General features: G+C 68.6%; 22 protein-coding genes and 2 tRNA genes. 12 read left to right on the forward strand and 12 right to left on the reverse strand.

Annotated elements, in window-relative coordinates; translation table 11 throughout:
• The first annotated feature begins 504 nt into the window (after nt 1-504).
• From ACFTZL_RS13285 to ACFTZL_RS13295, 3 genes are all read left to right on the forward strand, one after another.
• Entirely contained in the window at nt 505-2,124 is a 1,620-nt protein-coding gene (locus ACFTZL_RS13285; RefSeq protein ID WP_382581123.1) for an ABC-F family ATP-binding cassette domain-containing protein, read from the forward strand.
• A 40-nt stretch (nt 2,125-2,164) separates the two neighbouring features.
• Nucleotides 2,165-2,896: a 2OG-Fe(II) oxygenase gene (locus tag ACFTZL_RS13290; protein WP_382581125.1), complete on the forward strand. Its 732-nt coding sequence runs from the start codon at nt 2,165-2,167 to the stop codon at nt 2,894-2,896.
• 149 nt (nt 2,897-3,045) lie between these two features.
• A complete protein-coding gene (locus ACFTZL_RS13295) occupies nt 3,046-4,377 on the forward strand; it encodes an MFS transporter (RefSeq protein WP_382581127.1) in 1,332 nt (443 codons plus the stop codon).
• Nucleotides 4,378-4,448: 71 nt separating this feature from the next.
• On the opposite strand, the gene ACFTZL_RS13300 is transcribed toward ACFTZL_RS13295, so the two are convergent.
• Nucleotides 4,449-4,521, reverse strand: a tRNA-Ala gene (locus ACFTZL_RS13300).
• Between the two features lie 181 nt (nt 4,522-4,702).
• Between ACFTZL_RS13300 and ACFTZL_RS13305 the strand changes: the two genes are divergently transcribed.
• Both ACFTZL_RS13305 and ACFTZL_RS13310 read left to right on the forward strand, forming a co-directional pair.
• On the forward strand, nt 4,703-5,251 hold the full coding sequence (locus tag ACFTZL_RS13305) for a DNA-binding protein (RefSeq protein ID WP_189727172.1): 549 nt from the start codon (nt 4,703-4,705) through the stop codon (nt 5,249-5,251).
• 272 nt (nt 5,252-5,523) lie between these two features.
• On the forward strand, nt 5,524-7,020 hold the full coding sequence (locus tag ACFTZL_RS13310) for a protein kinase (RefSeq protein WP_382581129.1): 1,497 nt from the start codon (nt 5,524-5,526) through the stop codon (nt 7,018-7,020).
• 40 nt (nt 7,021-7,060) lie between these two features.
• Here the strand turns inward: ACFTZL_RS13310 and ACFTZL_RS13315 are convergent, their stop codons facing one another.
• Nucleotides 7,061-8,356 (reverse strand): hypothetical protein, encoded by a 1,296-nt coding sequence (locus ACFTZL_RS13315; RefSeq protein WP_382581133.1) that lies wholly within the window; start codon nt 8,354-8,356, stop codon nt 7,061-7,063.
• 198 nt (nt 8,357-8,554) lie between these two features.
• On the reverse strand, nt 8,555-8,683 hold the full coding sequence (locus ACFTZL_RS13320; protein WP_003999697.1) for a DLW-39 family protein: 129 nt from the start codon (nt 8,681-8,683) through the stop codon (nt 8,555-8,557).
• Nucleotides 8,684-9,019: 336 nt separating this feature from the next.
• Between ACFTZL_RS13320 and ACFTZL_RS13325 the strand changes: the two genes are divergently transcribed.
• The gene (locus ACFTZL_RS13325; RefSeq protein ID WP_382581135.1) at nt 9,020-9,364 is read left to right on the forward strand and encodes a DUF6344 domain-containing protein; all 345 of its coding nucleotides are present in this window, start codon (nt 9,020-9,022) and stop codon (nt 9,362-9,364) included.
• Between the two features lie 233 nt (nt 9,365-9,597).
• Nucleotides 9,598-10,569 carry a GNAT family N-acetyltransferase gene (locus tag ACFTZL_RS13330; protein ID WP_382581137.1) on the forward strand — a complete coding sequence of 324 codons (972 nt, stop codon included), beginning with the start codon at nt 9,598-9,600 and terminating at the stop codon, nt 10,567-10,569.
• A gap of 56 nt (nt 10,570-10,625) precedes the next feature.
• Here ACFTZL_RS13330 and ACFTZL_RS13335 read toward each other — a convergent pair.
• The 9 genes from ACFTZL_RS13335 to dnaA all read right to left on the reverse strand — a co-directional run bounded on the left by ACFTZL_RS13335 (nt 10,626) and on the right by dnaA (nt 23,636).
• Nucleotides 10,626-10,702: transfer RNA gene (locus tag ACFTZL_RS13335), tRNA-Ile, on the reverse strand.
• A gap of 112 nt (nt 10,703-10,814) precedes the next feature.
• Entirely contained in the window at nt 10,815-11,648 is an 834-nt protein-coding gene (locus ACFTZL_RS13340; protein WP_382581139.1) for a DUF3566 domain-containing protein, read from the reverse strand.
• An 18-nt stretch (nt 11,649-11,666) separates the two neighbouring features.
• Nucleotides 11,667-14,261, reverse strand: coding sequence for a DNA gyrase subunit A (gene gyrA, locus ACFTZL_RS13345; RefSeq protein ID WP_382581142.1), 2,595 nt, complete (start codon nt 14,259-14,261; stop codon nt 11,667-11,669).
• Nucleotides 14,262-14,303: 42 nt separating this feature from the next.
• Entirely contained in the window at nt 14,304-16,364 is a 2,061-nt protein-coding gene (gyrB, locus tag ACFTZL_RS13350; protein WP_382581144.1) for a DNA topoisomerase (ATP-hydrolyzing) subunit B, read from the reverse strand.
• A 399-nt stretch (nt 16,365-16,763) separates the two neighbouring features.
• Nucleotides 16,764-17,321: a DUF721 domain-containing protein gene (locus tag ACFTZL_RS13355; RefSeq protein ID WP_382581146.1), complete on the reverse strand. Its 558-nt coding sequence runs from the start codon at nt 17,319-17,321 to the stop codon at nt 16,764-16,766.
• Complete coding sequence (gene recF, locus ACFTZL_RS13360) at nt 17,318-18,439, reverse strand: DNA replication/repair protein RecF (protein WP_382581148.1); 1,122 nt, start codon at nt 18,437-18,439, stop codon at nt 17,318-17,320. Before recF ends, ACFTZL_RS13355 begins: the two co-directional genes overlap by 4 nt.
• Before the next feature lie 37 nt (nt 18,440-18,476).
• Nucleotides 18,477-19,352, reverse strand: a complete 876-nt coding sequence (gnd, locus tag ACFTZL_RS13365; RefSeq protein WP_382581151.1) for a phosphogluconate dehydrogenase (NAD(+)-dependent, decarboxylating) — start codon at nt 19,350-19,352, stop codon at nt 18,477-18,479.
• A 176-nt stretch (nt 19,353-19,528) separates the two neighbouring features.
• Nucleotides 19,529-20,659: a DNA polymerase III subunit beta gene (gene dnaN, locus ACFTZL_RS13370; RefSeq protein ID WP_382492188.1), complete on the reverse strand. Its 1,131-nt coding sequence runs from the start codon at nt 20,657-20,659 to the stop codon at nt 19,529-19,531.
• A gap of 859 nt (nt 20,660-21,518) precedes the next feature.
• Nucleotides 21,519-23,636 (reverse strand): chromosomal replication initiator protein DnaA, encoded by a 2,118-nt coding sequence (gene dnaA, locus ACFTZL_RS13375; protein ID WP_382581153.1) that lies wholly within the window; start codon nt 23,634-23,636, stop codon nt 21,519-21,521.
• Between the two features lie 374 nt (nt 23,637-24,010).
• Between dnaA and rpmH the strand changes: the two genes are divergently transcribed.
• The 5 genes from rpmH to ACFTZL_RS13400 are packed head-to-tail and all read left to right on the forward strand — an operon-like array spanning nt 24,011 to nt 26,712.
• Entirely contained in the window at nt 24,011-24,148 is a 138-nt protein-coding gene (gene rpmH, locus ACFTZL_RS13380; RefSeq protein WP_005482975.1) for a 50S ribosomal protein L34, read from the forward strand.
• 21 nt (nt 24,149-24,169) lie between these two features.
• Nucleotides 24,170-24,541 carry a ribonuclease P protein component gene (gene rnpA, locus ACFTZL_RS13385; protein WP_382581155.1) on the forward strand — a complete coding sequence of 124 codons (372 nt, stop codon included), beginning with the start codon at nt 24,170-24,172 and terminating at the stop codon, nt 24,539-24,541.
• A complete protein-coding gene (gene yidD / locus ACFTZL_RS13390) occupies nt 24,538-24,912 on the forward strand; it encodes a membrane protein insertion efficiency factor YidD (protein WP_189727184.1) in 375 nt (124 codons plus the stop codon). The genes rnpA and yidD overlap by 4 nt, the downstream gene beginning before the upstream one ends.
• Nucleotides 24,913-24,915: 3 nt before the next feature.
• Nucleotides 24,916-26,187, forward strand: a complete 1,272-nt coding sequence (gene yidC / locus ACFTZL_RS13395) for a membrane protein insertase YidC (protein ID WP_382581157.1) — start codon at nt 24,916-24,918, stop codon at nt 26,185-26,187.
• Nucleotides 26,188-26,202: 15 nt separating this feature from the next.
• Entirely contained in the window at nt 26,203-26,712 is a 510-nt protein-coding gene (locus ACFTZL_RS13400; RefSeq protein ID WP_184593883.1) for a R3H domain-containing nucleic acid-binding protein, read from the forward strand.
• The last annotated feature ends 55 nt before the right edge of the window (nt 26,713-26,767 follow it).

Here is a 26,767-nt window from a genome sequence, read left to right on the forward strand (position 1 = left end):
CCGTTTTACCGGGGTCGCACTCCCGCTCACACTGTCAACAGCGGTGGACCATCACCTGAGCGGCGTCGGCCACGTCCATCTCCTCGATAAAGAAGATGTCATCCTGCTCCTGCGAGGCAACCTGAATTGCGGACTCAGCAACGTTCTCGTTCACTGTCGCTCCTCATGTGCAGCGGAACTGAATTGCTCTGACGCTAGGAAGCTTCACCATTCAGATAGGCGCTTGTCAAGCGTCTCTCATCCAGATTTATTTTTCACCGCAAAGTGTGCTCAATGTTAGCAACACGGACATTCCTTCCCCTTGTGTTCGTGGTTCTGGCCAGGCAGGATCCGTGAAACGCGTGAACGCCTTTGACGCCGTGCCGCGGGGGGATTGGTGCGGGGGATTGAAGGGCCACCGGGGAGGGGTAGTGGACTCTTTGGGCGGGCCACCTAAAACCGGAGCGTTAAATTCCGCACCGCACGCAGCGCATCTTCCAAAGCGAGAGAACGAAGCTCAGAATCATGGGATTCCTTGAATTCAACAGTGTCCGGTGCAATCTCGCCGACGGGCGAACACTGTTCGAAGACGTCAGCTTCTCCGTGGGGGCGGGGGAGGTCGCGGCGCTGATCGGCCACAACGGCGCGGGGAAGAGCACCCTGGTCAACGTCGCGGGAAAGCGCCTCAAGCCGCGTGCGGGCACCGTCAACGTGCAGGGCGGCCTGGCGATGATGCCGCAGTTCATCGGTTCGGTGCGTGATGAGTCGACCGTGCGCGATCTGCTGCTGGCCGCCGCCCCCGAGCGGATCGCCACGGCCGCGGCGGACATCGACGCCCTCGAACTCGAGCTGATGGAGCGCGACGACGAGGCCACGCAGATGCGGTACGCCGAGGCGCTGAGCACCTGGGGCGAGGCCGGCGGCTACGAGATCGAAGTCCTGTGGGACGTCGTGACCACCGCGGCGCTCGGCATGCCCTTCGACCGCGCCCGCTTCCGTGACGTCAACACCCTCTCCGGCGGTGAGCAGAAGCGCCTCGTCCTGGAGGCGCTGCTGCGCGGGCGCGAGCAGGTGCTCATCCTCGACGAGCCGGACAACTACCTGGACGTCCCGGGCAAGCGGTGGCTGGAGGAGCAGCTTCGCACCACTGACAAGGCCGTACTGCTGGTCAGCCACGACCGGGCCCTGCTGGGCAACGTCGCCACGAAGGTCGTCGCTCTCGAGGGCCGCAGCACCTGGGTGCACGGCGGCTCCTTCACCGGATGGAAGGAAGCCCGCCAGGCCCGGCGCGAACGGCTGGCCGAGCTGCACCGCCGGTGGGACGAGGAACACGAGCGGCTCAAGGACCTGGTGCACACCCTCGGCGAACAGGCGAAGATCAGCGCCGCCATGGCGCCCCGCTACCGCGCCGCCCAGACCCGGCTGCGCAAGTACGAGGAAGCCGGAGGGCCGCCCGAGCTGCCCCGCGAGCAGCGCGTGGTCCCCCGTCTGACGGGAGGCCGTACCGGAACCCGCGTCATCACCTGTGAGCGACTGGAACTGACCGGGCTCATGAAACCGTTCGACCTGGAGATCTTCCTGGGGGACCGGGTCGCGGTGCTGGGGTCGAACGGCTCCGGCAAGAGCCATCTGCTGAAGCTGCTGGCCGGCCTCGACGTGGACCACGCGGGCTCCTGGCGGCTGGGCGCACGGGTCGTACCCGGCTTCTTCACCCAGACCCACCAGCACCCGGAGTGGGTGGGCAAGACGCTCGTGGAGATCATGGGCCGCGGTGAAGGCATCCGCGAGGGCCTGGACCGCGGGGCCGCCGCGGGCATGCTCTCGCGGTACGAGCTGGCGGCCTCGGCGGACCAGCGCTTCGAAACGCTGTCCGGAGGACAGCAGGCCCGGTTCCAGATCCTGCTCCTGGAACTCGGTGGCGCGACGCTGCTCCTGCTCGACGAACCGACGGACAACCTCGACCTGGTCTCGGCCGAGGCGCTGCAGCAGGCCATCGAGGAGTTCAACGGCACGGTCGTCGTGGTCACCCACGACCGCTGGCTCGCGAGCTCCTTCAACCGCTACCTCCTCTTCCGCTCCGACGGCGAGGTGGTGCAGACGCAGGAACCGGTGTGGGACGAGAACCGGGTTTCCAGGGCCCGCTGATCCCTGGGCGTGGCCCTTTACCGACCGAAGGAGAGGCAAGATGCAGGACTCGGCGCAGACCGCTTCCGTCATGGACCACATGAGCAGGGACGCCGCGATCGCCTTCCACGGCAAGACGATCGACATGCTGACCGCGGCCCCCGTGGCGGAAGCACTCGGCCGGCTGCGGCCAGGAAGCGACGCTCCGGCCACCAGCCTGCCCCTGATGCCTGCGGACATGACAGGCCCCCTCGTCTCCGAGCTGGCCGCCTTGCCGACCTGGGCCACGGAGCACTGGCTGCTCACCCCCGATGACAACGTGAAGCCGTGCGGCGCGGAGGAGTTCACCGAGGCGCCTGAGGAGCGGCGCTTCTCGCGCAGCGGCTGTCTGCGCGACATCCCCCGGTCCGCCCTGGGCATCCGCGCCTTCATCTCCGCGCTCAAGAGCACCGACGTGGCCGACGCGTTCTCGGTGGCCTTCGGCGAGCCGGTGTCCTTCCGCTCGGCCGACATCGCCAAGTACGAGGCGGACCACTATCTGCGCCGCCACTCCGACACCTTCGACGACCGGCGCTTCGGCCTCGTCTTCTTCCTCTCCCCCGGGTGGGCCGCGGGCGACGGCGGTGAACTCGTGGTGGAGGCGCCCAGCGGCGCCGCCCTGGCCACGCAGCCCGAGCAAGGACGCCTGGCGCTCCTGCGGATCAACCCCGGATACCACCACAGCGTGTGCAGGATCCGCTCGCAGTCCTGGGTGCGCTACTCCATCGCCGTACACTTCGGCACGGCCAAGTAGCGGCCGCTCACGGACGACGGCCCGCCCCAACGAGCCTCCGGCGGCCGGTTGTTGATCCCCGCACGGCTCTGGCCGCCACCGGCAGGGCCGTGCGGTGACGTCCGCCATCGTTCTCATCAGATCTACCGGCGTGCCGCCAGGAGTCCGACGTGCTCAAAGACCGCAGTTTCAGAAGCCTGTGGACTGCCCAGACCGTGTCCCTGTTCGGTACCCAGGCCAGCGTGGTCATCATCCCGCTGCTCGCCCTGGGAACCCTCGACGCCTCCGCGTTCGAGATGGGCCTGCTCGGCAGTGCCGAGTCGCTGGCCGTGCTGCTCCTGGGGCTGTGGGTGGGCATGACCGCCGACCGCTACCCGCGCAGGTCGGTCATGGTGACGGCGAACATCCTGCGTCTGCTGCTGATCGGGATGATCCCGGTGGCCTACGCGCTGGACATGCTGAGCATCCCCCTGCTCTTCACGACCGTCTTCCTGGTCGGCGCCCTCACCCTCCTGTACGACTCCGCGCTGTCCTCGCACATGGTGCTGACCTTCGACCGCCGTCAACTCCCCAAGATCAACTCGTATATGGAAGGCAGCACCGCGGTCAGCGAGGTCGCGGGACCGGGCCTGGGAGGGCTCCTGGTCCAGGCGCTGGGCGCGCCTCTGGCCCTGGTCGCCGATGTCTGCAGCTACATCGCGAGCACGGTGCTGCTGCTCGGGTCCGAAGGCGGCACGAAGAAGGGCGAGAAGACCACCGCGCGAGGGGACGCCGCGCACGAGGACGCCGGGCACGAGGACGCCGGGCACGAGGCTGGCGAGCAGGAGAACCCGGAGCAGGCGTCGGAGCAGGAAACGGTCAAGGGCGCCCTGACCGGCTTCACCTGGGCCTTCTCTCACCCCGTCCTGCGACCGGTGATCGTCTCCGCGGCCCACTTCAACTTCTTCACCGCGATGTTCTTCGCCGTCTACACCTTCTATGTGGTCAAGGAGTTGGGCTTCAGCCCCCTCCTCGTGGGCCTCGCGAGCGCGGCCGGCGGGCTCGGCGGCGTGCTGTCCGCGACAGCCGCTTCCTCGTTCATGAGCAAGGTGCGGACCCGGCTGCTCTATGTCCTGTCCCTGGTCGTGCCCACCGTGGGCGCCTTCCTGGTCCCCGGCTCCGAGCTGCTGGACTCCAGCCTCCTGCGATTCCTGGCCGTGGCCGCCGGGATGTTCCTGTGGAGCTTCGCCATCGTCGTGAACCTGGTCATGAGCGAGACGATCAAGCAGATGGTGACGCCGACGCACATGATCGGCCAGGTCACCTCCGCGATGCGCTTCACGACGCTGGGCTTCGAACCCGTCGGCGCGATCGTGGGCGGCACCGTCTCCCAGTTCCTCAGCCCCACCACGGCCCTGGTCATCGCGTCCTGCGGCCTCGCGACCTCCATCGCCTGGGTCGTCTTCAACCGTCACCTGGGCACGTACGACGTGAACGAGGCCGAGCCCGTGAGCACCGTCTGACCCGATGCGCCGACCGGGACGAAAAGACCCCCCTGACCGCGTTTTCGCAGGTCAGAGGGGTCTGAATCAAGTGGAGCCTAGGGGAGTCGAACCCCTGACATCTGCCATGCAAAGACAGCGCTCTACCAACTGAGCTAAGGCCCCGGAAGGGGACATCCGCCCGGACGAAGCATGTCCCGGCGGGCGTCGGAGACCAGAGTACCGGGTCACCCCCGTGATTCCGCAAAAGGATTGGGGCTCCCCGTCGCCGACCACTCTCCGTAAGATGCTCGGCGTGGTTCGCTACCGCGAACCGCCGTACATGGGGAAGCGATGGGGAGACGCAATGGACGCCGCACAGCAGGAAGCCACCGCAAGAGCGCGGGAACTGCAGCGGAACTGGTACGGGGAGCCGTTGGGGGCGCTCTTCCGTAGGCTTATCGACGATCTTGGTCTCAACCAGGCTCGTCTCGCGGGGGTTCTGGGACTGTCCGCACCGATGCTGTCGCAGCTCATGAGCGGGCAGCGGGCGAAGATCGGCAACCCCGCCGTCGTGCAGCGCGTGCAGTTGCTGCAGGACCTGGCGGGGCAGGTCGCGGACGGCAGCGTGAGCGCGGCCGAGGCCACTGAGCGCATGGAGGAGATCAAGAAGTCACAGGGGGGCTCGGTGCTGAGCAACACCACACAGACGACGACCAGTTCGGGAGCGCCCACGGTCAAGCGCGTGGTCCGGGAGATCCAGTCGCTGCTGCGCTCGGTCGCGGCGGCGGGCGACATCATCGAGGCCGCGGAGACCCTCGCCCCGACCCACCCGGAACTGGCAGAGTTCCTCCGGGTGTACGGCGCCGGCCGCACCTCGGACGCGGTCGCGCACTACCAGTCCCACCAGAGCTGATCACACCGCCCGGACGCCGAAGGGGGTTCGGCAGCCGGACCGGAGTGATCTGACAGGGACGCTGATCGGCGTGACGGGGGACAGCGCACGGCACGGGCGGGCACGAGGGGGCGTGTCACGCACGGGGGACCGATCGGCACGAGCGGGTTCTCCCGCTCAACGGGGGAGTCGTATCACTCATCGGGGGAGTCGTCTCGCTCGTCGGGGAGTCGTAGCGCTCGTCGAGGGGGAGGCAAGGGGGGAAGCCGCAGGGGGAGGAGCGACGAACAGCCATGGGTGAGGTCTTCGCCGGCCGGTACGAACTGGTCGACCCGATCGGGCGCGGAGGGGTCGGTGCCGTCTGGCGCGCCTGGGACCACCGCCGCCGTCGCTACGTGGCCGCCAAGGTCCTGCTCCAGAGCGACGCGCACTCGCTGCTGCGCTTCGTGCGCGAACAGGCCCTGCGGATCGACCACCCTCATGTGCTCGCCCCCTCGAGCTGGGCGGCCGACGACGACAAGGTCCTGTTCACCATGGACCTGGTGGCCGGCGGTTCCCTGGCCCACCTCATCGGGGACTACGGCCCCCTCCCGCCGGCCTTCGTCTGCACCCTGCTCGACCAGTTGCTGGCGGGGCTGGCCGCGGTGCACGCGGAGGACGTCGTGCACCGTGACGTCAAACCCGCCAACGTGCTGCTGGAGGCCACCGGCACCGGCCGGCCACGGCTGCGGCTGTCCGACTTCGGCATCGCGATGCGGCTGGGCGAGCCCCGCCTGACGGAGACCAACCTCGTCGTGGGAACGCCCGGCTATCTCGCGCCCGAGCAGTTGATGGGCGCCGAACCCGACTTCCCCGCCGACCTGTTCGCCGTAGGACTGGTCGCGCTGTATCTGCTGGAGGGGGCCAAGCCGGACAGCAAGGCGCTCATCCAGTACTTCGCCGAGCACGGGACGCCCGGTGCGCCCAAGGGCATCCCGGAGCCGCTGTGGCAGGTGGTGGCCACGCTGCTGCAGCCGGACCCGCAGGCGCGGTTCCGTACGGCCACGGGGGCGCGCAAGGCGCTGGCCGCAGCCGCTGAGCTCCTCCCGGAGCCCGGCCCGGACGACGAGCTGATCGAGATCTTCGACCAACTCGGCCCGCTTCCCCCGGGGTTCGCCCCCGAGGGCCCGCTGGAGAGAGCGCGGGGGCTGGGCCGGAGAGAAGATCCGTCAGGCTCGGGGACGGACGAGGCACCGTCGGACGGCAACGGCCAGGCCTGGTCGGTCCCGGGCCCCGAGGCCGTACAGCCCGACCCCCGCCAGGACACCGACCCGTCAGCCACCCCGTCCACCCCTGCTCAGCCTCAGCCGGCCTCCATGTCGGACACCGGCAGCTTCCACCTGCCGCCTCCGCAGGCCACCGGCACCTCCTCCCCCGTGCCCGGCGCCCGGCCCCACGACGCACAGGCGCAGGCCCCGCACCAGCCGGAGACCCCCGTCTCCCCCTACGACACCACCCACCGGCTGCACACCTCCCAGCCGCTCCCGCCGGCGTACTCCAGCCACGCGGGCCACCCCGGTCAGCCCCTGCCCCCCGCGGCGCATCACCGCACCGACGCCTCCACGGCCTCGTACACCGCCCAGGCCCCGCACCAGGCCCCGCAGGCCCCACCGCCCGCCCGGGCGGCTTCGCGGCATCGCGCGGAACGGCCGCGCCGCCGCCCCGGCCCTCCGGCCAAGGTGGCGGTCCCGCTCCTGCTGCTCGCCCTGGCCTGCTACGCCGTCGGCTTCTGGGCCCTGACCCGCATCTGAGCCCGCGCGGGCGTCAGTCCCGGCGCGCTGCGGACCAGTGCTACACGGCGCTCCTGCGCCGAGCCACCACGGTCCACACCCCGAGCCCCACCAGCAGCGCGCTCCCGGTGCCGATCCCGCCCACGGCGACCGCCCTCATCGCGGTGTCGTCGCCCCCGGCCACGCCCTCCGCCGCCGCCTCGCGCTCCTGGTCCGAGACCTCGAAGACGCCCGCGGGCTCGGACTCCCCCACGTACTCGGGCCCGCTCGTCGCCGCTCCGCTCACCCGGACGCGCAGCGTCATCGCGAACGGCCCGTCCCCGAAGCTGTCGGCGACGCTCTCCGCGAGATGCGCGACGAGGTAGTAGGAGCCGGCGAAGCGCATGGCACTGACCTGGGCGACGGCGGCATTGCGGTTGGCGTGGTCGACCGGCGGCAGAGGAGGCAGGCTGCCGGACTTCTGGTCACCGTCGTAGCCGACACTCACATCGGCGACATGACCGCGGGCGGGGTTGTAGAGGGCCAGGTCCAGGGCGCCGGACGTGTAGCCGGTGCCTTCGGAGTCCGAGCTGCCCAGCTCGGCGGTGACGTGGAGCTGCCGGCCCCAGTCGACCGGCACCTCGTAGAAGACCGTCTGGCCGGGCCGGATGTCGTCCCGCCAGACGCCCTGGTCGAGGGGGGTCGCCCCGGCGAATCCCGCACCGCCCCGGCGACGCTCGGCCTCCCCCTGGAGCGGCTGAGGCGAGGCGGAGTTCCACACCTCGGGCGCGCTGGTCGCCCCGGCCTTCGCCGTCCGCGGCTCCGTCATGGCCAGGAGCTCCAGGTCCCAGGCGTCCGGCGAGGAGCCCTCGCCCTCCGGATCGACCCGCTCGACGGACACGTAATAGGTGCCGGCCTTCCGGCACAGAGGCTTGGCGGGCGAGATCTCGCGCATGCCCCACGCCGCGATCGGGTGCGGACTACGGGCGGCGCCGAAGCTCGCGGTGTCGACGGAGCAGGAATTGCCCTCGGCGTCCTGCATGGACACCCTCAGCCCGTCGATGACGGAGACGGTGCTGTCGGGGGAGGGCGCGGCCGTGACGGACACGTAGGCGTTCGATGCGGCGTTCAGTTCGATGCTGTAGCTGACCTTGCCGCTGCTCGGGAGCGAGCTCTTGTAGGCCGTGCCGGGCTTCAGGACCACGGCGTCCGCGGTGCCCCTCGCTCCCTCGATGCTCGGGGCGCCTTGGGCGAAGGCGTACGGGCTCGGCGCCACGGCCGCGCCGGAGGCTCCTGCGGCGGCCAGGGCGGCCCGGCCCGGCGCCACGGCAACCGTCGCGCCCAGCACCACCGCCACGACCCCCAGGCGCACGGCCACCGACGGGCGACCGCGCTGTGCGCCCGCACGCCCCCACGCCGTACGACACCGTCCCCTCACGCGCCACCCCTCACGTCACGGACCTCAGAAGCATGATTCCGCGAGCCGTGGCCCATCCTGCCCGCACGGCCGGCCTCAGGACACACAAAACCCCGACCGCGAGGCGGCCGGGGTGTGCTCGGTTTGGGATGTCGTGACTCACGAACCCGTGGGCACGGAGTCAGTCGCCTCCGTCCACAGATCCTGCTCGGCGCGATCCGCCTGGATCTGGCGGTACACGAGGAGCCCGCCGATGGCGGCCAGTGCGACCAGGAGAAGCTTCTTCACCGCGCGACCTCGTCTTTCGTTGACGTAGGGGACCTCTGGCGCCCGACTATACACACCGACCGATACCGATCGGTGACCTGAGTCGGACCTCAACTCCCGTCCGGGGAACCGGGATAGAAGCGGAGTTCACCGCTCCGATCGGAGGGTGATCACACCCCGACGGACGGTTACTTTGAACCCGCTTCTCCTCTCTCCTTACATTTTGCCCCCGCTGCGTCCATCCGAGTGGTGTTCATCGGAACATCGCCGCGCCACGGGCGTCGGTCCACCACTTCTCGACCCCCATACACATGATGAGGAAAGTACGCAAATCGCCCGACCCGAAAGTGAGGGGCCATGGCCCGGAACAAGGTCATGAAGCTGTGGACCGCCATCGTCACCGCCTTCCTGGCGCTGTGCACGACGCTCGGATTCGCCACCAGGACGACCGCCCAGGCGGTATCGCACACCGAGCCGGAGCGCAACAGCGAGCCGGAGCGCAACAGCGGGCGCATCCCGCAACAGCGAACGGCATCGGCGACGTCTCCCGGGTCCCTGGCGAAAGCCCTGCCCCCCACGATGAAACAGCGCATCCGAGCCGAGGCCCACGGCAAGACCCCCCGCTGCCGCCACCGCCCGCTCGCGGACACCGACGCGGAATCGGACCCTACGGCGGACTATCTAGCTCCCCTGCAGCGCTGAACTGAACCCCAGATCCATCCGAACGGCGACCCTGCGTACAGGCCCGGCAGCTCGACAGAGCCGCCGGGCTTCTTCATGTCCCGCCCGCTCCCTGGTGACGCGGAGCGAAGAGGGACCGGTCGGAGAGGACGATCCAGGCGGAAAGGGTGGTCGCCGGCCATCGCCGGACCGCTCGCCTCGCCCGCAGCGCACCTCCGTGGTGCGATGGAAGGGGGCGTCGGAGGGGAAGAGCGATGATCCCAACAGCAGCGGAGCGCAAGAGTGGCGCGACCCCGGTATCAGTCCGCCCTCTGGGTGAGGCGGACCTGGATCGGGCCGATGAGATCTGCGGGGTCGCTTTCGGGACGTTCCTGGGGGCCCCTGATCCTTTCGGGACCGTCGACTATGTCCGTACGCGTTGGGCGGCCGATCCGCGGGCGGCATTCGCGGCGACGGTCGAGGGCGAAGTAGTCGGATCGAACTTCGCCGCCAACTGGGGCAGCGTCGGGTTTTTCGGACCGCTGACCGTGCGTCCGGATCTGTGGGACCAGGGCATCGGCAGGCGTCTGATGGAGCCGGTCATCGACTGCTTCGACGCCTGGGGGAACCGCCACCTCGGCCTGTTCACCTTCGCGCACAGTCCCAAGCATCTTGAGCTCTACCGCCGGTACGGTTTCTGGCCTCGATTCCTCACAGCCATCATGAAGAAGCAGGTCACAGACGGTGCCGCGGTCCCCGGCCGGGTGCTCTACGGCGAACTGCCCGCCGCCGAGCGGCCTGACGCGCTGAGTCTCTGTCGCGCACTGACCGCAGCCGTGTACGAGGGCCTGAGTCTGGAACGCGAGATCGTGGCCGCGCACGCGCAGGGACTCGGTGACACCATCCTGCTCCATGGCGCCGGCTCCGAGCTCGACGGCCTGGCCGTCTGCCACTGCGGAGCCGGGTCGGAGGCCGGCGCGGACGTGTGCTTCGTCAAATTCGGCGCCGTACGTCCTGGTCCGGAGGCCGCCGACCGGTTCGAGCGATTGCTCGACGCGTGCGAGCGGCTGGCCGCCGAGCGCGGCCTGGGGCAACTGGACGCCGGCATGAACCTGGGCCGCCCGGATGCCTACCGGCGCATGATCGACCGCGGTTTCCGCACCTGGTTGCAGGGCGTGACCATGCACAGGCCCAACGAACCCGGGTACAGCCACCCCGACGCGTATGTGATCGACGACTGGCGCTGAGACCCACTCGCAGATGTCAAAAACCCCCAACCATGATGGGTTGGGGGTCTTTTCGCTGGTGGGGCTAACAGGATTTGAACCTGTGGCCTCATCCTTATCAGGGATGCGCTCTAACCAACTGAGCTATAGCCCCGCCGCGCTGTGCGGGGTATGTCCCGCGCGCTGACTCCTGAAGATTAGCGCACGACATGGGCAGTCCCAAAATCGGTTGTCGGGACAACGTCAAACCATGTCAAAGGGGTGCGTCACTCGTCCTCGGCGAGCGTCAGCTCCACACCGCCGACGAAGCCCGCGGACAGGTTGTAGATGAACGCGCCGAGGGTCGCGAGGGCCGTCGCCAGGACGACGTCGATGACCGCGATGACCGAGGTGAACATCAGGACGTTGGGCAGCGACAGGAAGGCCTGCAGGTCGAAGCCGTTGGACTCGTTCGAGCCGGTCGCCTCGGAGATCGTGCCGCCGACCGTCGAGAAGACGCCCATCGCGTCCATGACCATCCACAGCACGGCGGACGCGACGATCGTGCAGATACCCAGCGCGATGGAGAGCAGGAAGCTGACCTTCATCACCGACCAGGGGTCGGCCTTCGACACCCGCAGCCGCGCCTTGCGGACGCGGGGCACCGTGCGTGCGCCCGTACGGGGGCGCCGTACGGCACCGGCGGAAGCACCGGCGCCGGCACCGGCCGCCGCCTGCTGCGCCGGATAGGCCTGCGGCGGGTGGTACGGCCCGGCCTGCTGCTGTGCCTGCCGTTCTCCCGGCAGAGGAGAGGCCGTCTGCGCGGCGGTGCCCTGCTCCTGCGCGGCCCCCTTGGGCTGCGGCTGTGGCTGGGCGCCGGATGCGGCCGGGCCCGCTCCAGCTCTGTGCTGCTGGGTCTGCGGACCTCGGGTGTCCGTCACAGTTCCCCCCTGGGATCCATGCGTGTCAGGCGAGGGCGAGTCGTCCTCGGCGGCCGGCTTGACCGCCTTCAGGTTGGTCGTGTGCGGGTCCGCCGCACGCGCGGCGGAGCCACGGCCGCCGTCGTCCGTGTCCGTACCCGTCGAGGTACCGCTCGGTCCGGCGCCCGTGGCTCCGCTCACGCTGACTCACTCCTCGTGCTACTCGGACGAGGGCGCCTCACCCTCGTCCGTGCCGGTGGTCGCGGCACCTTCGGCGGTCTCGTCGACGACGATGTCGCCGTCGACCTCTTCCGCCTCGCGTCCCGCCTCGGCGTTGCGAGCGATGCCGACCACGGCATCGCGCTTGCCCAGATTGATCAGTTGGACGCCCATGGTGTCACGGCCGGTTTCCCTGATCTCGTTGACTCGCGTACGAATCACACCGCCCGACAGCGTGATGGCGAGGATCTCGTCGGTCTCCTCGACCACCAGCGCGCCGACGAGGGAGCCACGGTCCTCGACGATCTTGGCGGCCTTGATGCCGAGGCCGCCGCGACCCTGGACGCGGTACTCGTCGACGTTGGTCCGCTTCGCGTACCCGCCGTCTGTGGCAGTGAACACGAACGTACCGGGTCGAACAACATTCATCGAGAGCAGCTCGTCACTCTCGCGGAAGCTCATGCCCTTGACACCCGAGGTGGCACGGCCCATGGGTCGCAGAGTTTCGTCCGATGCGGTGAACCTGATCGATTGGGCCTTCTTGCTGATCAGAAGCAGATCGTCGTCCGACGAAACCAGTTCGGCTCCGATCAGTTCGTCGTCCGAACCGTCCTGCTGCTCACGGAGGTTGATGGCGATCACACCGCCGGAACGGGGCGAATCGTAATCCTTCAGAGGCGTCTTCTTCACCAGTCCGGCCTTGGTGGCGAGAACGAGGTAGGGAACCGCCTCGTAGTCGCGGATCGCCAGGATCTCGGCGATCGCCTCGTCCGGCTGGAAGGCGAGCAGGTTCGCGACGTGCTGGCCGCGCGCGTCCCGGCCGGCGTCGGGCAGCTCGTAGCCCTTGACGCGGTAGACACGGCCCTTGTTCGTGAAGAACAGCAGCCAGTGGTGCGTCGTGGACACGAAGAAGTGGTCGACGATGTCGTCTTCCTTGAGCTTCGTGCCGCGGACGCCCTTGCCGCCGCGCTTCTGGGCCCGGTAGTCGTCGGTCTTGGTGCGCTTGATGTAGCCGCCCCGGGTGACCGTGACGACGATGTCCTCCTCGGCGATCAGGTCCTCGATGGACATGTCGCCCTCGTACGGGATCAGCTTCGTCTGGCGGTCGTCGCCGTACTTCTCGACGATCGCGGCCAGCTCCTCGCTGACGATCCCGCGCTGGCGGACCGGGCTGGCGAGGATCTCGGTGTACTCGCGGATCTTCGCCTGGAGCTCGTCGTGCTCCTGGACGATCTTCTGACGCTCCAGGGCCGCCAGTCGGCGCAGCTGCATCTCGAGGATGGCGTTGGCCTGGATCTCGTCGATCTCCAGGAGGTCCATCAGGCCGTGGCGCGCGATCTCGACGGTGTCACTGCGCCGGATCAGCGCGATGACCTCGTCGATGGCATCCAGGGCCTTCAGCAGACCGCGCAGGATGTGCGCGCGCTCCTCGGCCTTGCGCAGCCGGAAGCGCGTACGGCGGACGATGACCTCGATCTGGTGCGTCACCCAGTGGCGGATGAACGCGTCGAGCGAGAGCGTGCGCGGCACGCCGTCCACCAGCGCCAGCATGTTGGCGCCGAAGTTCGTCTGCAGGTCGGTGTGCTTGTACAGGTTGTTCAGGACGACCTTGGCGACCGCGTCCCGCTTCAGCACGATGACCAGGCGCTGGCCCGTGCGCGACGACGTCTCGTCGCGGACGTCGGCGATGCCGCCGATCTTGCCGTCCTTCACCAGGTCGGCGATCTTCTGGGCGAGGTTGTCCGGGTTGACCTGGTACGGCAGCTCCGTCACCACCAGGCACTGGCGGTTCTGGATCTCCTCGACCTCGATGACCGCGCGCATGGTGATGGAGCCGCGGCCGGTGCGGTACGCCTCCTCGATGCCCTTGCGGCCGACGACGAGCGCGCCGGTCGGGAAGTCGGGGCCCTTGATGCGGTCGAGCAGCGCGTCCAGGAGCTCCTCGTGCGAGGCCTCGGGGTTCTCCAGGTACCACTGGGCGCCGGCCGCGACCTCGCGGAGGTTGTGCGGCGGGATGTTGGTCGCCATGCCGACCGCGATACCGGCCGAGCCGTTGATCAACAGGTTCGGGAAGCGGGCCGGCAGGACGGTCGGCTCCTGGGAGCGGCCGTCGTAGTTGTCCGTGAAGTCGACGGTCTCCTCGTCGATGTCACGGACCATCTCCATCGACAGCGGCGCCATCTTGCACTCGGTGTAGCGCATGGCCGCGGCCGGGTCGTTGCCCGGAGAGCCGAAGTTGCCGTTGGAGTCGACGAGCGGCATGCGCATCGACCAGGACTGGGCGAGGCGCACGAGCGCGTCGTAGATCGAGGAGTCGCCGTGCGGGTGGTAGTTGCCCATGACGTCGCCGACGACACGGGCGCACTTGTAGAAGCCGCGCTCGGGGCGGTAGCCGCCGTCGTACATGGCGTACAGCACGCGGCGGTGGACGGGCTTGAGGCCGTCGCGGACGTCCGGCAGCGCACGCGAGACGATGACGGACATCGCGTAGTCGAGGTAGGAGCGCTGCATCTCCGTCTCGAGCCCGACGGGCTCGACGCGCATGGCCAAGGCGTCACCCTCGGGCGTCGTCACAGGAGTGTTCTCGTCGGTCATTGCTGGTGAAGATCCTTCCTGGTGCGGTCAGCTGAGACCGACTCAGATGTCGAGGAAGCGGACGTCCTTGGCGTTGCGCTGGATGAACGCGCGGCGGGCCTCGACGTCCTCACCCATGAGGACCGAGAACAGGTCGTCGGCCTGGGCGGCGTCGTCGAGGGTGACCTGGCCGAGGACGCGGTGCTCCTGGTCCATGGTCGTGATGCGCAGCTCCTCGGCGTTCATCTCGCCGAGACCCTTGAAGCGCTGGACCGAGTCGTCCTTGATGCGCTTGCCGGCGTTGCGGCCCATCTCGATGAGGGCGTCGCGCTCGCGGTCGGAGTACGCGTACTCGAAGTCGTCCTTGCCCCACTTGATCTTGTAGAGCGGCGGACGGGAGAGGTACACGTGCCCGGCCTCGACCAGCGGCCGCATGAAGCGGAACAGGAAGGTCAGCAGCAGGGTGTTGATGTGCTGGCCGTCGACGTCGGCGTCCGCCATCAGGATGATCTTGTGATAGCGCAGCTTCTCGATGTCGAAGTCCTCGTGGACCCCGGTGCCGAAGGCGGAGATCAGCGCCTGGATCTCCTGGTTCTGCAGGATCTTGTCGATCCGCGCCTTCTCGACGTTGAGGATCTTGCCGCGGATCGGGAGGATCGCCTGGTACTCGGGGTTACGGCCGGACTTGGCCGAGCCGCCGGCGGAGTCACCCTCGACGATGAAGATCTCGCACTTGGTGGGGTCGTTCGACTGGCAGTCGCTCAGCTTGCCCGGGAGGGAGGCCGTCTCCAGCAGGCCCTTGCGGCGCGTCAGGTCGCGCGCCTTGCGGGCCGCCACGCGCGCGGTGGCCGCCTGGATGCCCTTGCGGATGATGTCCGCGGCCTCGTTGGGGTTGCGGTCCAGCCAGTCGGCCAGGTGCTCGTAGACGACCCTCTGGACGAAGGTCTTGACCTCGGTGTTGCCCAGCTTGGTCTTCGTCTGGCCTTCGAACTGGGGCTCGCTCAGCTTGACCGAGATGATCGCGGTCAGACCCTCGCGGATGTCGTCACCCGTGAGGTTGTCGTCCTTCTCGCGCAGCAGCCGCTTGTCGCGCGCGTACTTGTTGATCAGCGAGGTCAGCGCGGACCGGAAGCCCTCTTCGTGCGTACCGCCCTCGTGCGTGTGGATGATGTTGGCGAAGGAGTACACGCCCTCGGTGTAGCCGCTGTTCCACTGCATGGCGACCTCGAGGGACAGGTGCTTGTCCTTGTCCTCGGCCTCCAGGTCGACCACGGTGGGGTGTACCACGTCCCCCTTGCGGGAGTTGAGGTACTTCACGAAGTCGACGATGCCGCCCTCGTAGTGGTAGTCGACCGACCTGACCTCGGCCTTCTCGTCGGCGCCCGCCTCGTCCGCCCCCGACGTCGCCTTGGCCGACTCGCGCTCGTCGGTGAGCTTGATCCTCAGGCCCTTGTTGAGGAACGCCATCTCCTGGAAACGCCGCGAGAGCGTCTCGAAGGAGTAGTCCGTGCTCTCGAAGATGTCCGGGTCGGCCCAGAAGGTGACCGAGGTGCCGTGCTCCTCGGTGGCCTCGTGCTTGGCGAGCGGAGCGGTCGGGACGCCGATCTTGTAGTCCTGCGTCCAGCGGTAGCCGTCGGTCTTGACCTCGACGGCGACCTTCGTCGACAGGGCGTTCACCACGGACACGCCGACGCCGTGCAGACCGCCGGAGACCGCGTAGCCGCCGCCGCCGAACTTTCCGCCCGCGTGCAGCACCGTCAGCACGACCTCGACGGCCGGCTTGCCCTCGGAGGGGACGATGCCGACCGGAATGCCACGGCCGTTGTCGACGACCCGCACGCCGCCGTCGGCGAGGATCGTGACGTCGATGGTGTCCGCGTGACCGGCCAGCGCCTCGTCGACGGAGTTGTCGACGACCTCCTGCACCAGGTGGTGCAGGCCACGCTCACCGGTCGAGCCGATGTACATGCCGGGCCGCTTGCGGACCGCGTCCAGACCCTCGAGGACGGTGATGGCACTGGCGTCGTACGAGGCGGTGACCTCGCCGTTGGAGGTGATCGCCTCGCTGGTCACGCCTTCGTCGGTGGACGGGATGTTCTCGTTGGGGTTGCCGGAATCGGCCACGAAGCGCCCTTTCTGGCACAGCACGAGCCAGGCTCGTCGGCGGGTTGCCGGAGCGGCTGCGGCATGTTGCGTTGGTAAGCCTTGATCAGCGTTGCTCAGCTTTTCCCGGACGGTCCCCAGCGAGTGGGGCGGGATTGGCTCCAGTCTACCGGTAGCACCGACACTGATGGGGGTTTGCCGGTACCTGAGTCCGCATGTGCCGCCCTCGACGGGTCTTCCCCGACTCCCGATATGCGGATGGGGGCTCCAAGAGGCTCACGGAGGCACTCAGCGCTTCCGGCCGTCAACCCTTGGCTACTTCGGAGTCAGGTCGCTGTTCGCAACCGCGTGCGGTGGCGGAAAAGGGTGCCCGGAACGGCTGTTACCGGGCCGTCCTGGCCCGGTGAGACGTGACGTAAGTCACCTGTAGGTATCACCAGGTCCACTGCTGCCCGGGGCACGCAGGGGGCCGTAGCGGCGGGTGGGGGCACTGGGGCCCAGCACCTTGATCTGCCGCACGGTGCCGTGGCCCAGGTCCTCGTTGAGGCGTGCGACCAGGGTCGGGGCGAGCAGCCGCAGGTTCGTCGCCCAGGCCGTCGAGTCGCAGCGCACGACCAGGACGTGCTCGTCCTCGTCGTACCTCTCCGGCACACAGTGGTTGGCCACGTCCTCGCCGACGATCTGCGGCCAGCGGCCCATCACACCGCCCACCGCGGCCGGGGCCTCCCAGCCGCGCTCGGTGATCAGCCGGTTGATCGCCGAGCCGAGCGCCATCGGATCGCGGCCGTCGGCGCGCGCGCCGGAGCGCAGCCCGCCGCGGCGCGCCTGCTTCTTCTGCTGAGCCGCGTCCCCACGCGCGCGTGCGGCTTCTTTCGCCGCGCGGAGCGCCACGCGCGCGAGGTCGACGCCGGAGGGCTCGGGGGAAGGGGGCTCGGCGGACGGGGACTTGGGCTCGTTCCCTGGTGTGTTCTCCGTCATACGCGCTCCACCGCCCCCTCGGACACGGCGAACCGCGTCCCGGACAGCACATGCGGTACGTCGTCGTCGACCGCGGCCGTCACCAGCACCTGCTCGCCGGGCGCGACCAGCTCGGCGAGGCGCTCACGGCGACGGGTGTCCAGCTCGGCGAAGACGTCGTCGAGCACCAGCACCGGCTCATTGCCCTCGGCACGCAGCAGGTCGTACGAGGCCAGGCGCAGGGCCAGCGCGTAGGACCAGGACTCGCCGTGCGAGGCGTAGCCCTTGGCGGGCAGCTCGCCGAGCTTGAGCTGGAGGTCGTCCCGGTGCGGGCCTACCAGGGTGACGCCCCGCTCGATCTCCTGCTTGCGGGCCTCGGCGAGCGCGGCCATGAGCTGTTCGTAGAGGTCCTCGCGGGTGTGCGCCTCGCCGGGCGCGGACGGCTTGTACTCCAGGGCGATGGGGCCGCCGCCGGGGGCGAGCTGCTCGTACGCCTTGTCGGCGAGCGGCTGAACGGCGGCGATCAGATCCAGGCGCTGGGCGAGCAGCTCGGCGCCCGCGTGCGCGAGGTGCTGGTCCCAGATGTCGAGTGTGGACATGTCCATGCTGCGGCCGCCGTGCCGGCGGGCCAGCGCGGCCGACTTCAACAGGGTGTTGCGCTGCTTGAGGACCCGGTCGTAGTCGGAGCGGACCCCGGCCATGCGCGGGGAGCGGGCGGTGATCAGCTCGTCGAGGAAGCGGCGCCGCTCACCGGGGTCGCCCTTGACCAGGGCGAGGTCCTCGGGCGCGAAGAGGACCGTCCGTATGATCCCCAGCACGTCACGCGGCTTGACCTGCGAGGACCTGTTGATACGGGCGCGGTTGGCGCGCCCCGGGTTCAGCTCGAGCTCGACCAGTTGCTGCCGGTCGCCCTGCCGGACCTGGGCCCGGATGATGGCGCGCTCGGCGCCCATGCGGACCAGGGGAGTGTCGGAGGAGACCCGGTGGCTGCCGAGGGTGGCGAGATAGCCGACGGCCTCGACGAGGTTGGTCTTGCCCTGCCCGTTCGGCCCGACGAAGGCCGTCACCCCCGGATCGAGCGGGACCTCGACCCGGGGATAGGAGCGGAAGTCGGCCAGCGACAGATGCGTGACATGCATGGTCGTTTCGCCGACCTCCCAGGCGCTCGGGTGTTGCTTACTTCTTCTCGACCGCGTGGCCGCCGAACTGGTTCCGCAGCGCCGCGATCATCTTCATCTGAGGCGAGTCCTCCTGGCGGGAGGCGAACCGCGCGAACAGCGACGCCGTGATCGCCGGCAGCGGCACCGCGTGGTCGATCGCGGCCTCCACAGTCCAGCGTCCCTCGCCGGAGTCCTGTGCATAACCCCGGAGCCCGTCCAGGTGCTCGTCCTCGTCGAGCGCGTTGACCGCGAGGTCCAGCAGCCAGGAGCGGATGACCGTGCCCTCCTGCCAGGAGCGGAAGACATCCCGGACGTCGGTCACGGAGTCGACCTTCTCCAGGAGCTCCCAGCCCTCGGCGTAGGCCTGCATCATCGCGTACTCGATGCCGTTGTGGACCATCTTCGCGAAGTGGCCCGCGCCGACCTTGCCCGCGTGCACCGCGCCGAAGTCGCCCTCCGGCTTGAGGGCGTCGAAGACCGGCTGCACCTTGGCGACGTTCTCCTTGTCGCCGCCGTACATCAGCGCGTAGCCGTTCTCCAGGCCCCAGACGCCGCCGGAGACACCGCAGTCGACGAAGCCGATGCCCTTGGCCGCCAGCTCCTCGGCGTGCTTCTCGTCGTCGGTCCAGCGGGAGTTGCCGCCGTCCACGACGACGTCACCGGGCTCCAGCAGGTCGGCGAGCTCGTCGATCGTGGACTGCGTGGCCTCGCCTGCCGGGACCATCACCCAGACCACGCGCGGGCCGCTGAGCTTGCCCACAAGCTCCTGCAGGCTGTGGACATCGGCGAGATCCGGGTTGCGGTCGTATCCGAGGACGGTGTGGCCCGCGCGGCGGATCCGCTCGCGCATGTTGCCGCCCATCTTGCCGAGGCCGACGAGACCGAGATCCATCAGTTGTTTTCCTTAGGTGTACAGGTGTCCGACGTGGCGTTGCGGCACTCGCGTGCCGCGTCCGAGCCTAAACCCGGACGCTCGCGCACATCTGTGGGCATACGCGCTCAGTCGTAGGCCCTCACCTGCGGCTTTGCCCCCAGCCTGTGGACAACCACCGGCGGCCCCCGAGGGGCTCAGCCGCTGAGCCGCACCGGCATGATCAGGTACTTGTAGGCGTCGTCCGCCTCGGCGTCCAGCGCCGGCTTGCCGCTGAGCAGCGCGGGCTTCGTGGACGTCGTGAAGGAGAGCTGGGCGACCGGGGAGTCGATGGCGCTCAGGCCGTCCAGCAGGAACGTCGGGTTGAAGGCGATCGACACGTCGTCGCCCTCGAGCTGGGCGTCGACCCGCTCCACAGCCTGTGCGTCGTCGCTGGAACCGGCCTCCAGGATCAGCACGCCCTGCTCGAAGCTGAGCCGCACCGGGGTGTTGCGCTCGGCGACCAGGGCCACACGCTTGACGGCCTCCACGAAGGGGGCGGTCTCGATCACGGCGACGCTGTTGAACTCGGTCGGGAACAGCGAGCGGTACTTCGGGAGGTCGCCCTCCAGCAGACGGGTCGTCGTACGGCGGCCGGCGCCCTCGAAGCCGATCAGGCCCTCGCCCGAGCCCGAGCCGGACAGCGCCAGGATCACCTGGTCGCCGCTCGTCAGGGCCTTGGCGGTGTCCAGGAGCGTCTTGGCGGGCACCAGGGCGACCGCGGAGGCCTCCGGGTTCTCCGGCTTCCACAGGAACTCGCGGACCGCGAAGCGGTAGCGGTCGGTGGACGCCAGCGTGACGGTGTCGCCCTCGATCTCGATGCGGACACCCGTCAGGACGGGCAGCGTGTCGTCACGGCCGGCCGCGATGGCCACCTGGGCGGCCGCGGAGGCGAAGACCTCGCCGGGGACCGTGCCCGTCGCGTTCGGCATCTGCGGCAGGGCCGGGTACTCCTCCACAGGCAGGGTGTGGAGTGTGAACCGGGAGGAGCCGCAGACCACGGTCGCCCGTACACCGTCTGTGGAGATCTCCACCGGCCGGTTGGGGAGCGCGCGGCAAATGTCCGCGAGCAGGCGGCCCGAGACCAGGACCGTGCCCTCCTCGTCGACCTCGGTCTCCACCGACACCCGCGCGGAGACCTCGTAGTCGAAGCTGGACAGGCTCAGCTGGCCTTCCTCGGCCTTCAGCAGCAGTCCGGCGAGGACAGGCGCCGGCGGCCGGGCCGGGAGGCTGCGCGCTGCCCAGGCCACTGCCTCCGCGAGTACGTCGCGTTCCACCCGGATCTTCACTGTTGCCGCCTCCTGCTGTTGCCGGCGCTTCTCGCTCTGCCTGGCCCTCGTCGTCTGTCTCGGTGTCGACGGTCCCTGGGATGGGGAGGACACCGGGGACCAGTCTGACGCACCGCACTGACAGTAGGTGCCTCTCGGGGTCAAGTCGTGACGAGGGGCAGCCGGGCGCCGAAGAGCGAGTTGTGCACAGGACCCACTTCGAAACGAATTCCCAGCTCTCTCTAGTTGGGAGTAGTAGTAGGGGCTGTGGATACCGTGGATAACCGCGTTTTCCCAGCTCAGAGCGGAAATTTTGTCCACCGGGCCTGTGGGTGAAGGCAGTGGACAACCTGGTGTCTCTGTGGAGAACGGAAAGTTCTGCACACACCGTGCACAGGGAGGGGCGAGTTCTCCCCAGCGCCGTCCCCAGGTTTACCCACCTTTCCCACAGCCCAACCCGGCACCTTTGTGTGACGCCTTTCACTCGACCCAGTGAGGAGGCGCGTCGTGTTGCCGAACAGTGGACAGCGATGTGGAGAAGCCGGTGATCGCTGGGGACAACTGGCCCCAGCCTGTGGGTTGTCGGTGGAAAACTCGATGCACAGCCTGTGGATCCCCTCGCTGTCCACAGTCTGTGGAGATCCTTCGTCCACGAATCCACATGCAGGTGACCTGGCCTGATGACTCCTCAGCAGGAGCCTCTGTGGACACAGTCTGGACAACTTCCCAGTCCCCAGGATGTGGACGGGAAAAAGTCGCCGAATCTGTGGAGAGTGGCCGTAACCCGGCAGGTAATCGAACAGCCGGGGACCGCGACATGACGAAGGGCGCCCCCGGATCCTCCTCCGGGAGCGCCCTCAGCGGCCTGCGGCTCGGTACGTCAGCCGTTCTTGATGCGGTTGGTCAGCTCGGTGACCTGGTTGTAGATGGAGCGGCGCTCGGCCATCAGATTGCGGATCTTGCGGTCCGCGTGCATGACCGTCGTGTGGTCGCGGCCGCCGAACAGCGCGCCGATCTTCGGCAGGGACAGGTCCGTCAGCTCACGGCAGAGGTACATGGCGATCTGCCGGGCGGTGACGAGGGCGCGGCCTCGGGAGGTGCCGCACAGGTCCTCGACGGTCAGCCCGAAGTAGTCCGCCGTCGCGCTCATGATGGCCGTCGACGTGATCTCTGGGGCCGAGTCCTCGCCGCCGGGGATGAGGTCCTTGAGGACGATCTCCGTCAGACCCAGATCCACCGGCTGCCGGTTGAGCGAGGCGAACGCCGTGACCCGGATCAGCGCGCCCTCCAGCTCGCGGATGTTGCGCGAGATCCGGGACGCGATGAACTCCAGCACCTCCGGCGGAGCGTTGAGCTGCTCCTGCACCGCCTTCTTGCGGAGGATCGCGATACGCGTCTCCAGCTCGGGCGGCTGGACGTCGGTGATCAGGCCCCACTCGAAACGGTTCCGCAGCCGGTCCTCCAGCGTGACGAGCTGCTTCGGCGGCCGGTCGCTGGACAGCACGATCTGCTTGTTCGCGTTGTGGAGCGTGTTGAAGGTGTGGAAGAACTCCTCCTGCGTCGACTCCTTGTCCGCCAGGAACTGGATGTCGTCGACGAGCAGGATGTCCATCTCGCGGTACCGCTTGCGGAAGCTGTCGCCCTTGCCGTCGCGGATGGAGTTGATGAACTCGTTGGTGAACTCCTCCGAGCTCACGTACCGCACCCGCGTGCCCGGGTAGAGGCTGCGGGCGTAGTGCCCGATCGCGTGCAGCAGGTGCGTCTTGCCGAGCCCGGACTCCCCGTAGATGAACAAGGGGTTGTAGGCCTTCGCCGGCGCCTCGGCGACAGCGACCGCGGCTGCGTGCGCGAAGCGGTTGGAGGCGCCGATGACGAACGTGTCGAAGAGGTACTTGGGGTTCAGACGCGCGGTGGGCTCACCGGGGCCGGTCGCCGGCGCGGGCTGCGCGGCCAGCGGGCCCGGCGCACCGGTCGTGGGCAGGTTCGGACCGACAGGGCCGCCTCGGTGCACGTGCCCCGAGCCGGCCGGCGGCTCGGGCAGCTCCCGGCGGACCGCGTCGCGCTGGTCGTACTCGGGGCGTGAGGTGTCGTAGTCGGAGCGCGGCGGCTCGTACGAGGGGCGCTCCATGGACTGCGGACGGTAGTCCTGGGCGGACGAGCCGTACGAGTCCCGTGGTCCGTGGGAGCCGCGAGGTCCATGAGAGCCGTAGGAATCCTGGGTCCCCTGTGGTCCATGTGATCCGTGGGATCCGTACGAGTCCTGGGTCCCGTGGGTTTTATAGGAGTCCTGGGACCCGTAGGAGTCCTGCGCGTTGTACGAGTCCTGAGCGCCGCCGTTTCGGTCCTGACCGCCGCCGTACTGGTCCTGGTTGCCGTACTGATCCTGCGAGCCGTAGGAGTCCTGCCCCGGTGACGCGTACGGGTCACGCTCGGGGAAGCCGAGGCGCTGCTGCTGCCAGCCGTACTCGTCCTGTGTGGGCCGCGGCCAGGCGCCGGGCTCGGGGCGCTGGTACTCGGACGGGTACGCGGGGCGCGGGTTGGGCAGTTGATCTCCGCGCGTAGGCGGAAGCTGATCGCCGGCCGCTCCCGGCATCGGGTCGGCGCGATGGCGGCCGTACCCCTCGTAGCCGTCGCGCTCCTGGCGCGCGGCGGGGAGCTCAGGCTCCTCGTAGCGCGACTGCTGGGGGCGGGCCGGGGGTGCCGGCGGAGCCGGGGGCTCGCCCGCGGAGTCGTCGACGGTGATCGCGATCCGGATCGGGCGGCCGCACTCGCGGCTCAGCGTCTCGCTGACGATGGGCGCCAGACGGCCCTCGAGTACGCCCTTCGCGAATTCGTTCGGTACGGCGAGCAGGGCGGTGTCCGCGACCAGCGCGAGCGGCTGGCAGCGCCGGATCCAGTGCTCGTCCTTCGTCTCGACCCCCTGACCGCGACCCTCCCCGAGGAGCTGCTCCAATACGCGTGGCCACACTGCGGCAAGATCGGCAGGTACGTCAGCCACAGGGCACGCTCTCTCACAGGTCCCACGAACGTGTGGTTCTGGGACGGCTCGGGATGTAAATCGGGTGGGGCAGGGATAAGGGAACGAATCGGAGCTACGTCACGGTAGTCAGGGCGGCCGGTACGGTTCAAGTTGTTGTCCCCAGCCTGTGGACAAGTGTCTTCCGGCGACTCCTGGTTTGACCGGATGGCGTAGCCGCGCGTACCGTAACCAGGTCGAGTTGTCGATGGCTGCTGCCGCCTGCCTCCGATGGGCACAGATCATTTGGGTGATCGGTCAGCGGTGCACTCGGGCGTCACTGCGAGCTACTCGTGGGCGCACGGTGACAGCCAGGACGGCACCCCGCAACTACTGATTTCTTCTGGAGCCCCCGAGTGAGCAAGCGCACCTTCCAGCCGAACAACCGTCGCCGCGCGAAGACCCACGGCTTCCGCCTGCGGATGCGCACCCGTGCCGGCCGCGCGATTCTCGCGAACCGCCGCAGCAAGGGTCGCGCCAGCCTGTCCGCCTGATCCCGATCAGGTCATGACGTCGTGCTGCCTACCGAGCATCGGCTGAGGCGGCGCGAGGACTTCGCGACCGCGGTACGGCGAGGACGCCGGGCAGGACGCCCGTACCTCGTCGTCCACCTACGAAGCGGTGCCACGGACCCGCATGCGCCTGGGGAGAGCGCTCCCCCGACGCGTGCGGGTTTCGTCGTGAGCAAAGCTGTGGGTGGCGCGGTCGTGCGCAACAAGGTGAAGCGCAGGCTTCGCCATCTGATGCGCGAGCGAGTCGCCCAGCTGCCCCCCGGTAGCCTGGTAGTCGTACGAGCGCTGCCCGGATCGGGTGACGCCGACCATGCACAGCTGGCCCGAGACCTGGACGCCGCTCTCCAGCGGTTGCTGGGAGGGGGCGCGCGATGAAGTACCCGCTGCTGGCTCTGATCAAGCTCTACCAGTGGACGATCAGTCCGCTGCTCGGGCCGGTCTGCAAGTACTACCCGTCGTGCTCCCACTACGGCTACACGGCCATCGACCGGCACGGTGCCATCAAGGGAACGGCACTCACGGCCTGGCGCATCCTGCGGTGCAATCCGTGGTCGCTGGGTGGTGTGGACCATGTCCCGCCGCGTAAGCGCCCGCGGTGGCACGAAATGCTGCGTACCGCGTGGCGTGCACGCAAGGGCGGGCCCTCCGCCGCCGACCCGGCCACCGAGGGACAGACTTCTCCCACAAGTCAGTCCAGTCCTTCGAGCCCGGCCGCAGAGACACCGTCCCATGCCCAAGGAGCATGATTAGTGGACACGATTGCCAGCCTCTTCAGCTTCATCACCACACCCGTCTCCTGGGTCATCGTCCAGTTCCATTCGGTGTACGGCGCCCTTTTCGGCCCTGACACCGGGTGGGCCTGGGGCCTGTCGATCGTGTCCCTGGTGATCCTCATCCGTATCTGCCTCATTCCGCTCTTCGTGAAGCAGATCAAGTCGACCCGGGCCATGCAGACGCTGCAGCCCGAGATGAAGAAGATCCAGGAGCGCTACAAGAACGACAAGCAGCGTCAGTCCGAAGAGATGATGAAGCTGTACAAGGAGACGGGCACCAACCCGCTCTCCTCGTGCCTTCCCATCCTGGCGCAGTCCCCGTTCTTCTTCGCCCTGTACCACGTGCTCAACAGCATCGCGACGGGCGACACCATCGGTGTCATCAACCAGAGCCTGCTGCAGAGCGCGCAGAAGGCCCACATCGTCGGTGCGCCGCTGGCGGCGAAGTTCACCGACAGCGCGTCGAAGGTGGAAGCTCTCGGTGCCTCCCTCACCGATGTCCGCGTGGTCACCGCCATCATGATCGTCCTGATGTCGGCGTCGCAGTTCTTCACCCAGCGCCAGCTGATGACGAAGAACGTCGACACCACGGTGAAGACGCCGTTCATGCAGCAGCAGAAGATGCTGATGTACGTCTTCCCCGTCATGTTCGCCGTCTTCGGCATCAACTTCCCCGTCGGTGTCCTCGTCTACTGGCTGACCACCAACGTGTGGACCATGGGCCAGCAGATGTACGTCATCCACAACAACCCGACCCCCGGTTCGAAGGCCCAGGCCTCGTACCTGGAGCGCCTGGACAAGCACGTCTCGCAGCACAGCAAGGTCGGCCGACGCCGTGACCGGGCCATCGTCAAGGCGATCGTCGCCAAGGGACGCGACCGCAACGAGTTCGAGCGCAAGTTCATCAACGGCCTCAGCAAGGCCGGACTCGTCGCCCAGGCCGACGGCACCGTGGTCAAGGGCGACGCCTCTGCCGCTGTCGAGACCGAGGACGGTACGCCGGCCACGGCCACTCCGAAGCGTCAGCAGCCCAAGCGCCAGAGCAAGTCTCAGCGCCACTCCGGTGCCGCGAAGGCGGCCGGTGAGGCCGAGCCGAAGACGTCGCTGAGCAAGTCCGACGAGCCCGAGGACGCCAAGCCCGCCGCCGCTGCCCAGAAGGGCGGCGCGAAGTCCGGCGGTGGCCGCAGCAAGGCCCAGTCCGGACAGCGCAAGGGCCCGCAGCGGCCCAAGTCCCCGTCCAAGAAGTAAGAAGGAGTCCATCCCGTGACGGAAGGCACCACCTCCGCCGCTGCCGAGGGTGCAGACACCCTGTCCCGCCTGGAGCAGGAAGGCGAGATCGCTGCGGACTACTTGGAGGGTCTGCTCGACATCGCCGACCTCGACGGCGACATCGACATGGACGTGGAGGCCGACCGCGCCTCCGTCTCGATCATCAGCGACTCGGGCCGCGACCTGCAGAAGCTGGTCGGCCGCGACGGTGAGGTGCTGGAGGCGCTCCAGGAGCTCACCCGTCTGGCGGTGCACCGGGAGACCGGCGACCGCAGCCGTCTGATGCTCGACATCGCGGGATACCGCGCCCAGAAGCGCTCCGAGCTGTCCGAGCTGGGTGCCAAGGCCGCCGCCGAGGCCAAGAGCAGCGGTGAGGCCGTGAAGATGAAGCCGATGACGCCGTTCGAGCGCAAGGTCGTGCACGACGCGGTCAAGGCCGCGGGCCTGCGCAGCGAGTCCGAGGGCGAGGAGCCGGAGCGCTTCGTCGTCGTGCTGCCCGCCTGATCGGCCCCTAGGTTTCCCGGCCCCGTCTGTTGCGCAGACGGGGCCGAACTTTGTC

It is taken from the genome of Streptomyces sp. NPDC056948, assembly GCF_042674225.1.
Lineage (GTDB): Bacteria > Actinomycetota > Actinomycetes > Streptomycetales > Streptomycetaceae > Streptomyces > Streptomyces purpurascens.

Coding starts and splice junctions, on each gene's coding strand:
- gyrA (WP_382581142.1), bottom strand. CDS start 14,261: ATGACCGACGAGAACACTCCTGTGACGACGCCCGAGGGTGACGCCTTG.
- ACFTZL_RS13330 (WP_382581137.1), top strand. CDS start 9,598: ATGATCCCAACAGCAGCGGAGCGCAAGAGTGGCGCGACCCCGGTATCA.
- recF (WP_382581148.1), bottom strand. CDS start 18,439: ATGCATGTCACGCATCTGTCGCTGGCCGACTTCCGCTCCTATCCCCGG.
- ACFTZL_RS13355 (WP_382581146.1), bottom strand. CDS start 17,321: ATGACGGAGAACACACCAGGGAACGAGCCCAAGTCCCCGTCCGCCGAG.
- ACFTZL_RS13325 (WP_382581135.1), top strand. CDS start 9,020: ATGGCCCGGAACAAGGTCATGAAGCTGTGGACCGCCATCGTCACCGCC.
- yidD (WP_189727184.1), top strand. CDS start 24,538: ATGAAGTACCCGCTGCTGGCTCTGATCAAGCTCTACCAGTGGACGATC.
- gnd (WP_382581151.1), bottom strand. CDS start 19,352: ATGGATCTCGGTCTCGTCGGCCTCGGCAAGATGGGCGGCAACATGCGC.
- ACFTZL_RS13285 (WP_382581123.1), top strand. CDS start 505: ATGGGATTCCTTGAATTCAACAGTGTCCGGTGCAATCTCGCCGACGGG.
- ACFTZL_RS13310 (WP_382581129.1), top strand. CDS start 5,524: ATGGGTGAGGTCTTCGCCGGCCGGTACGAACTGGTCGACCCGATCGGG.
- ACFTZL_RS13305 (WP_189727172.1), top strand. CDS start 4,703: ATGGACGCCGCACAGCAGGAAGCCACCGCAAGAGCGCGGGAACTGCAG.
- ACFTZL_RS13290 (WP_382581125.1), top strand. CDS start 2,165: ATGCAGGACTCGGCGCAGACCGCTTCCGTCATGGACCACATGAGCAGG.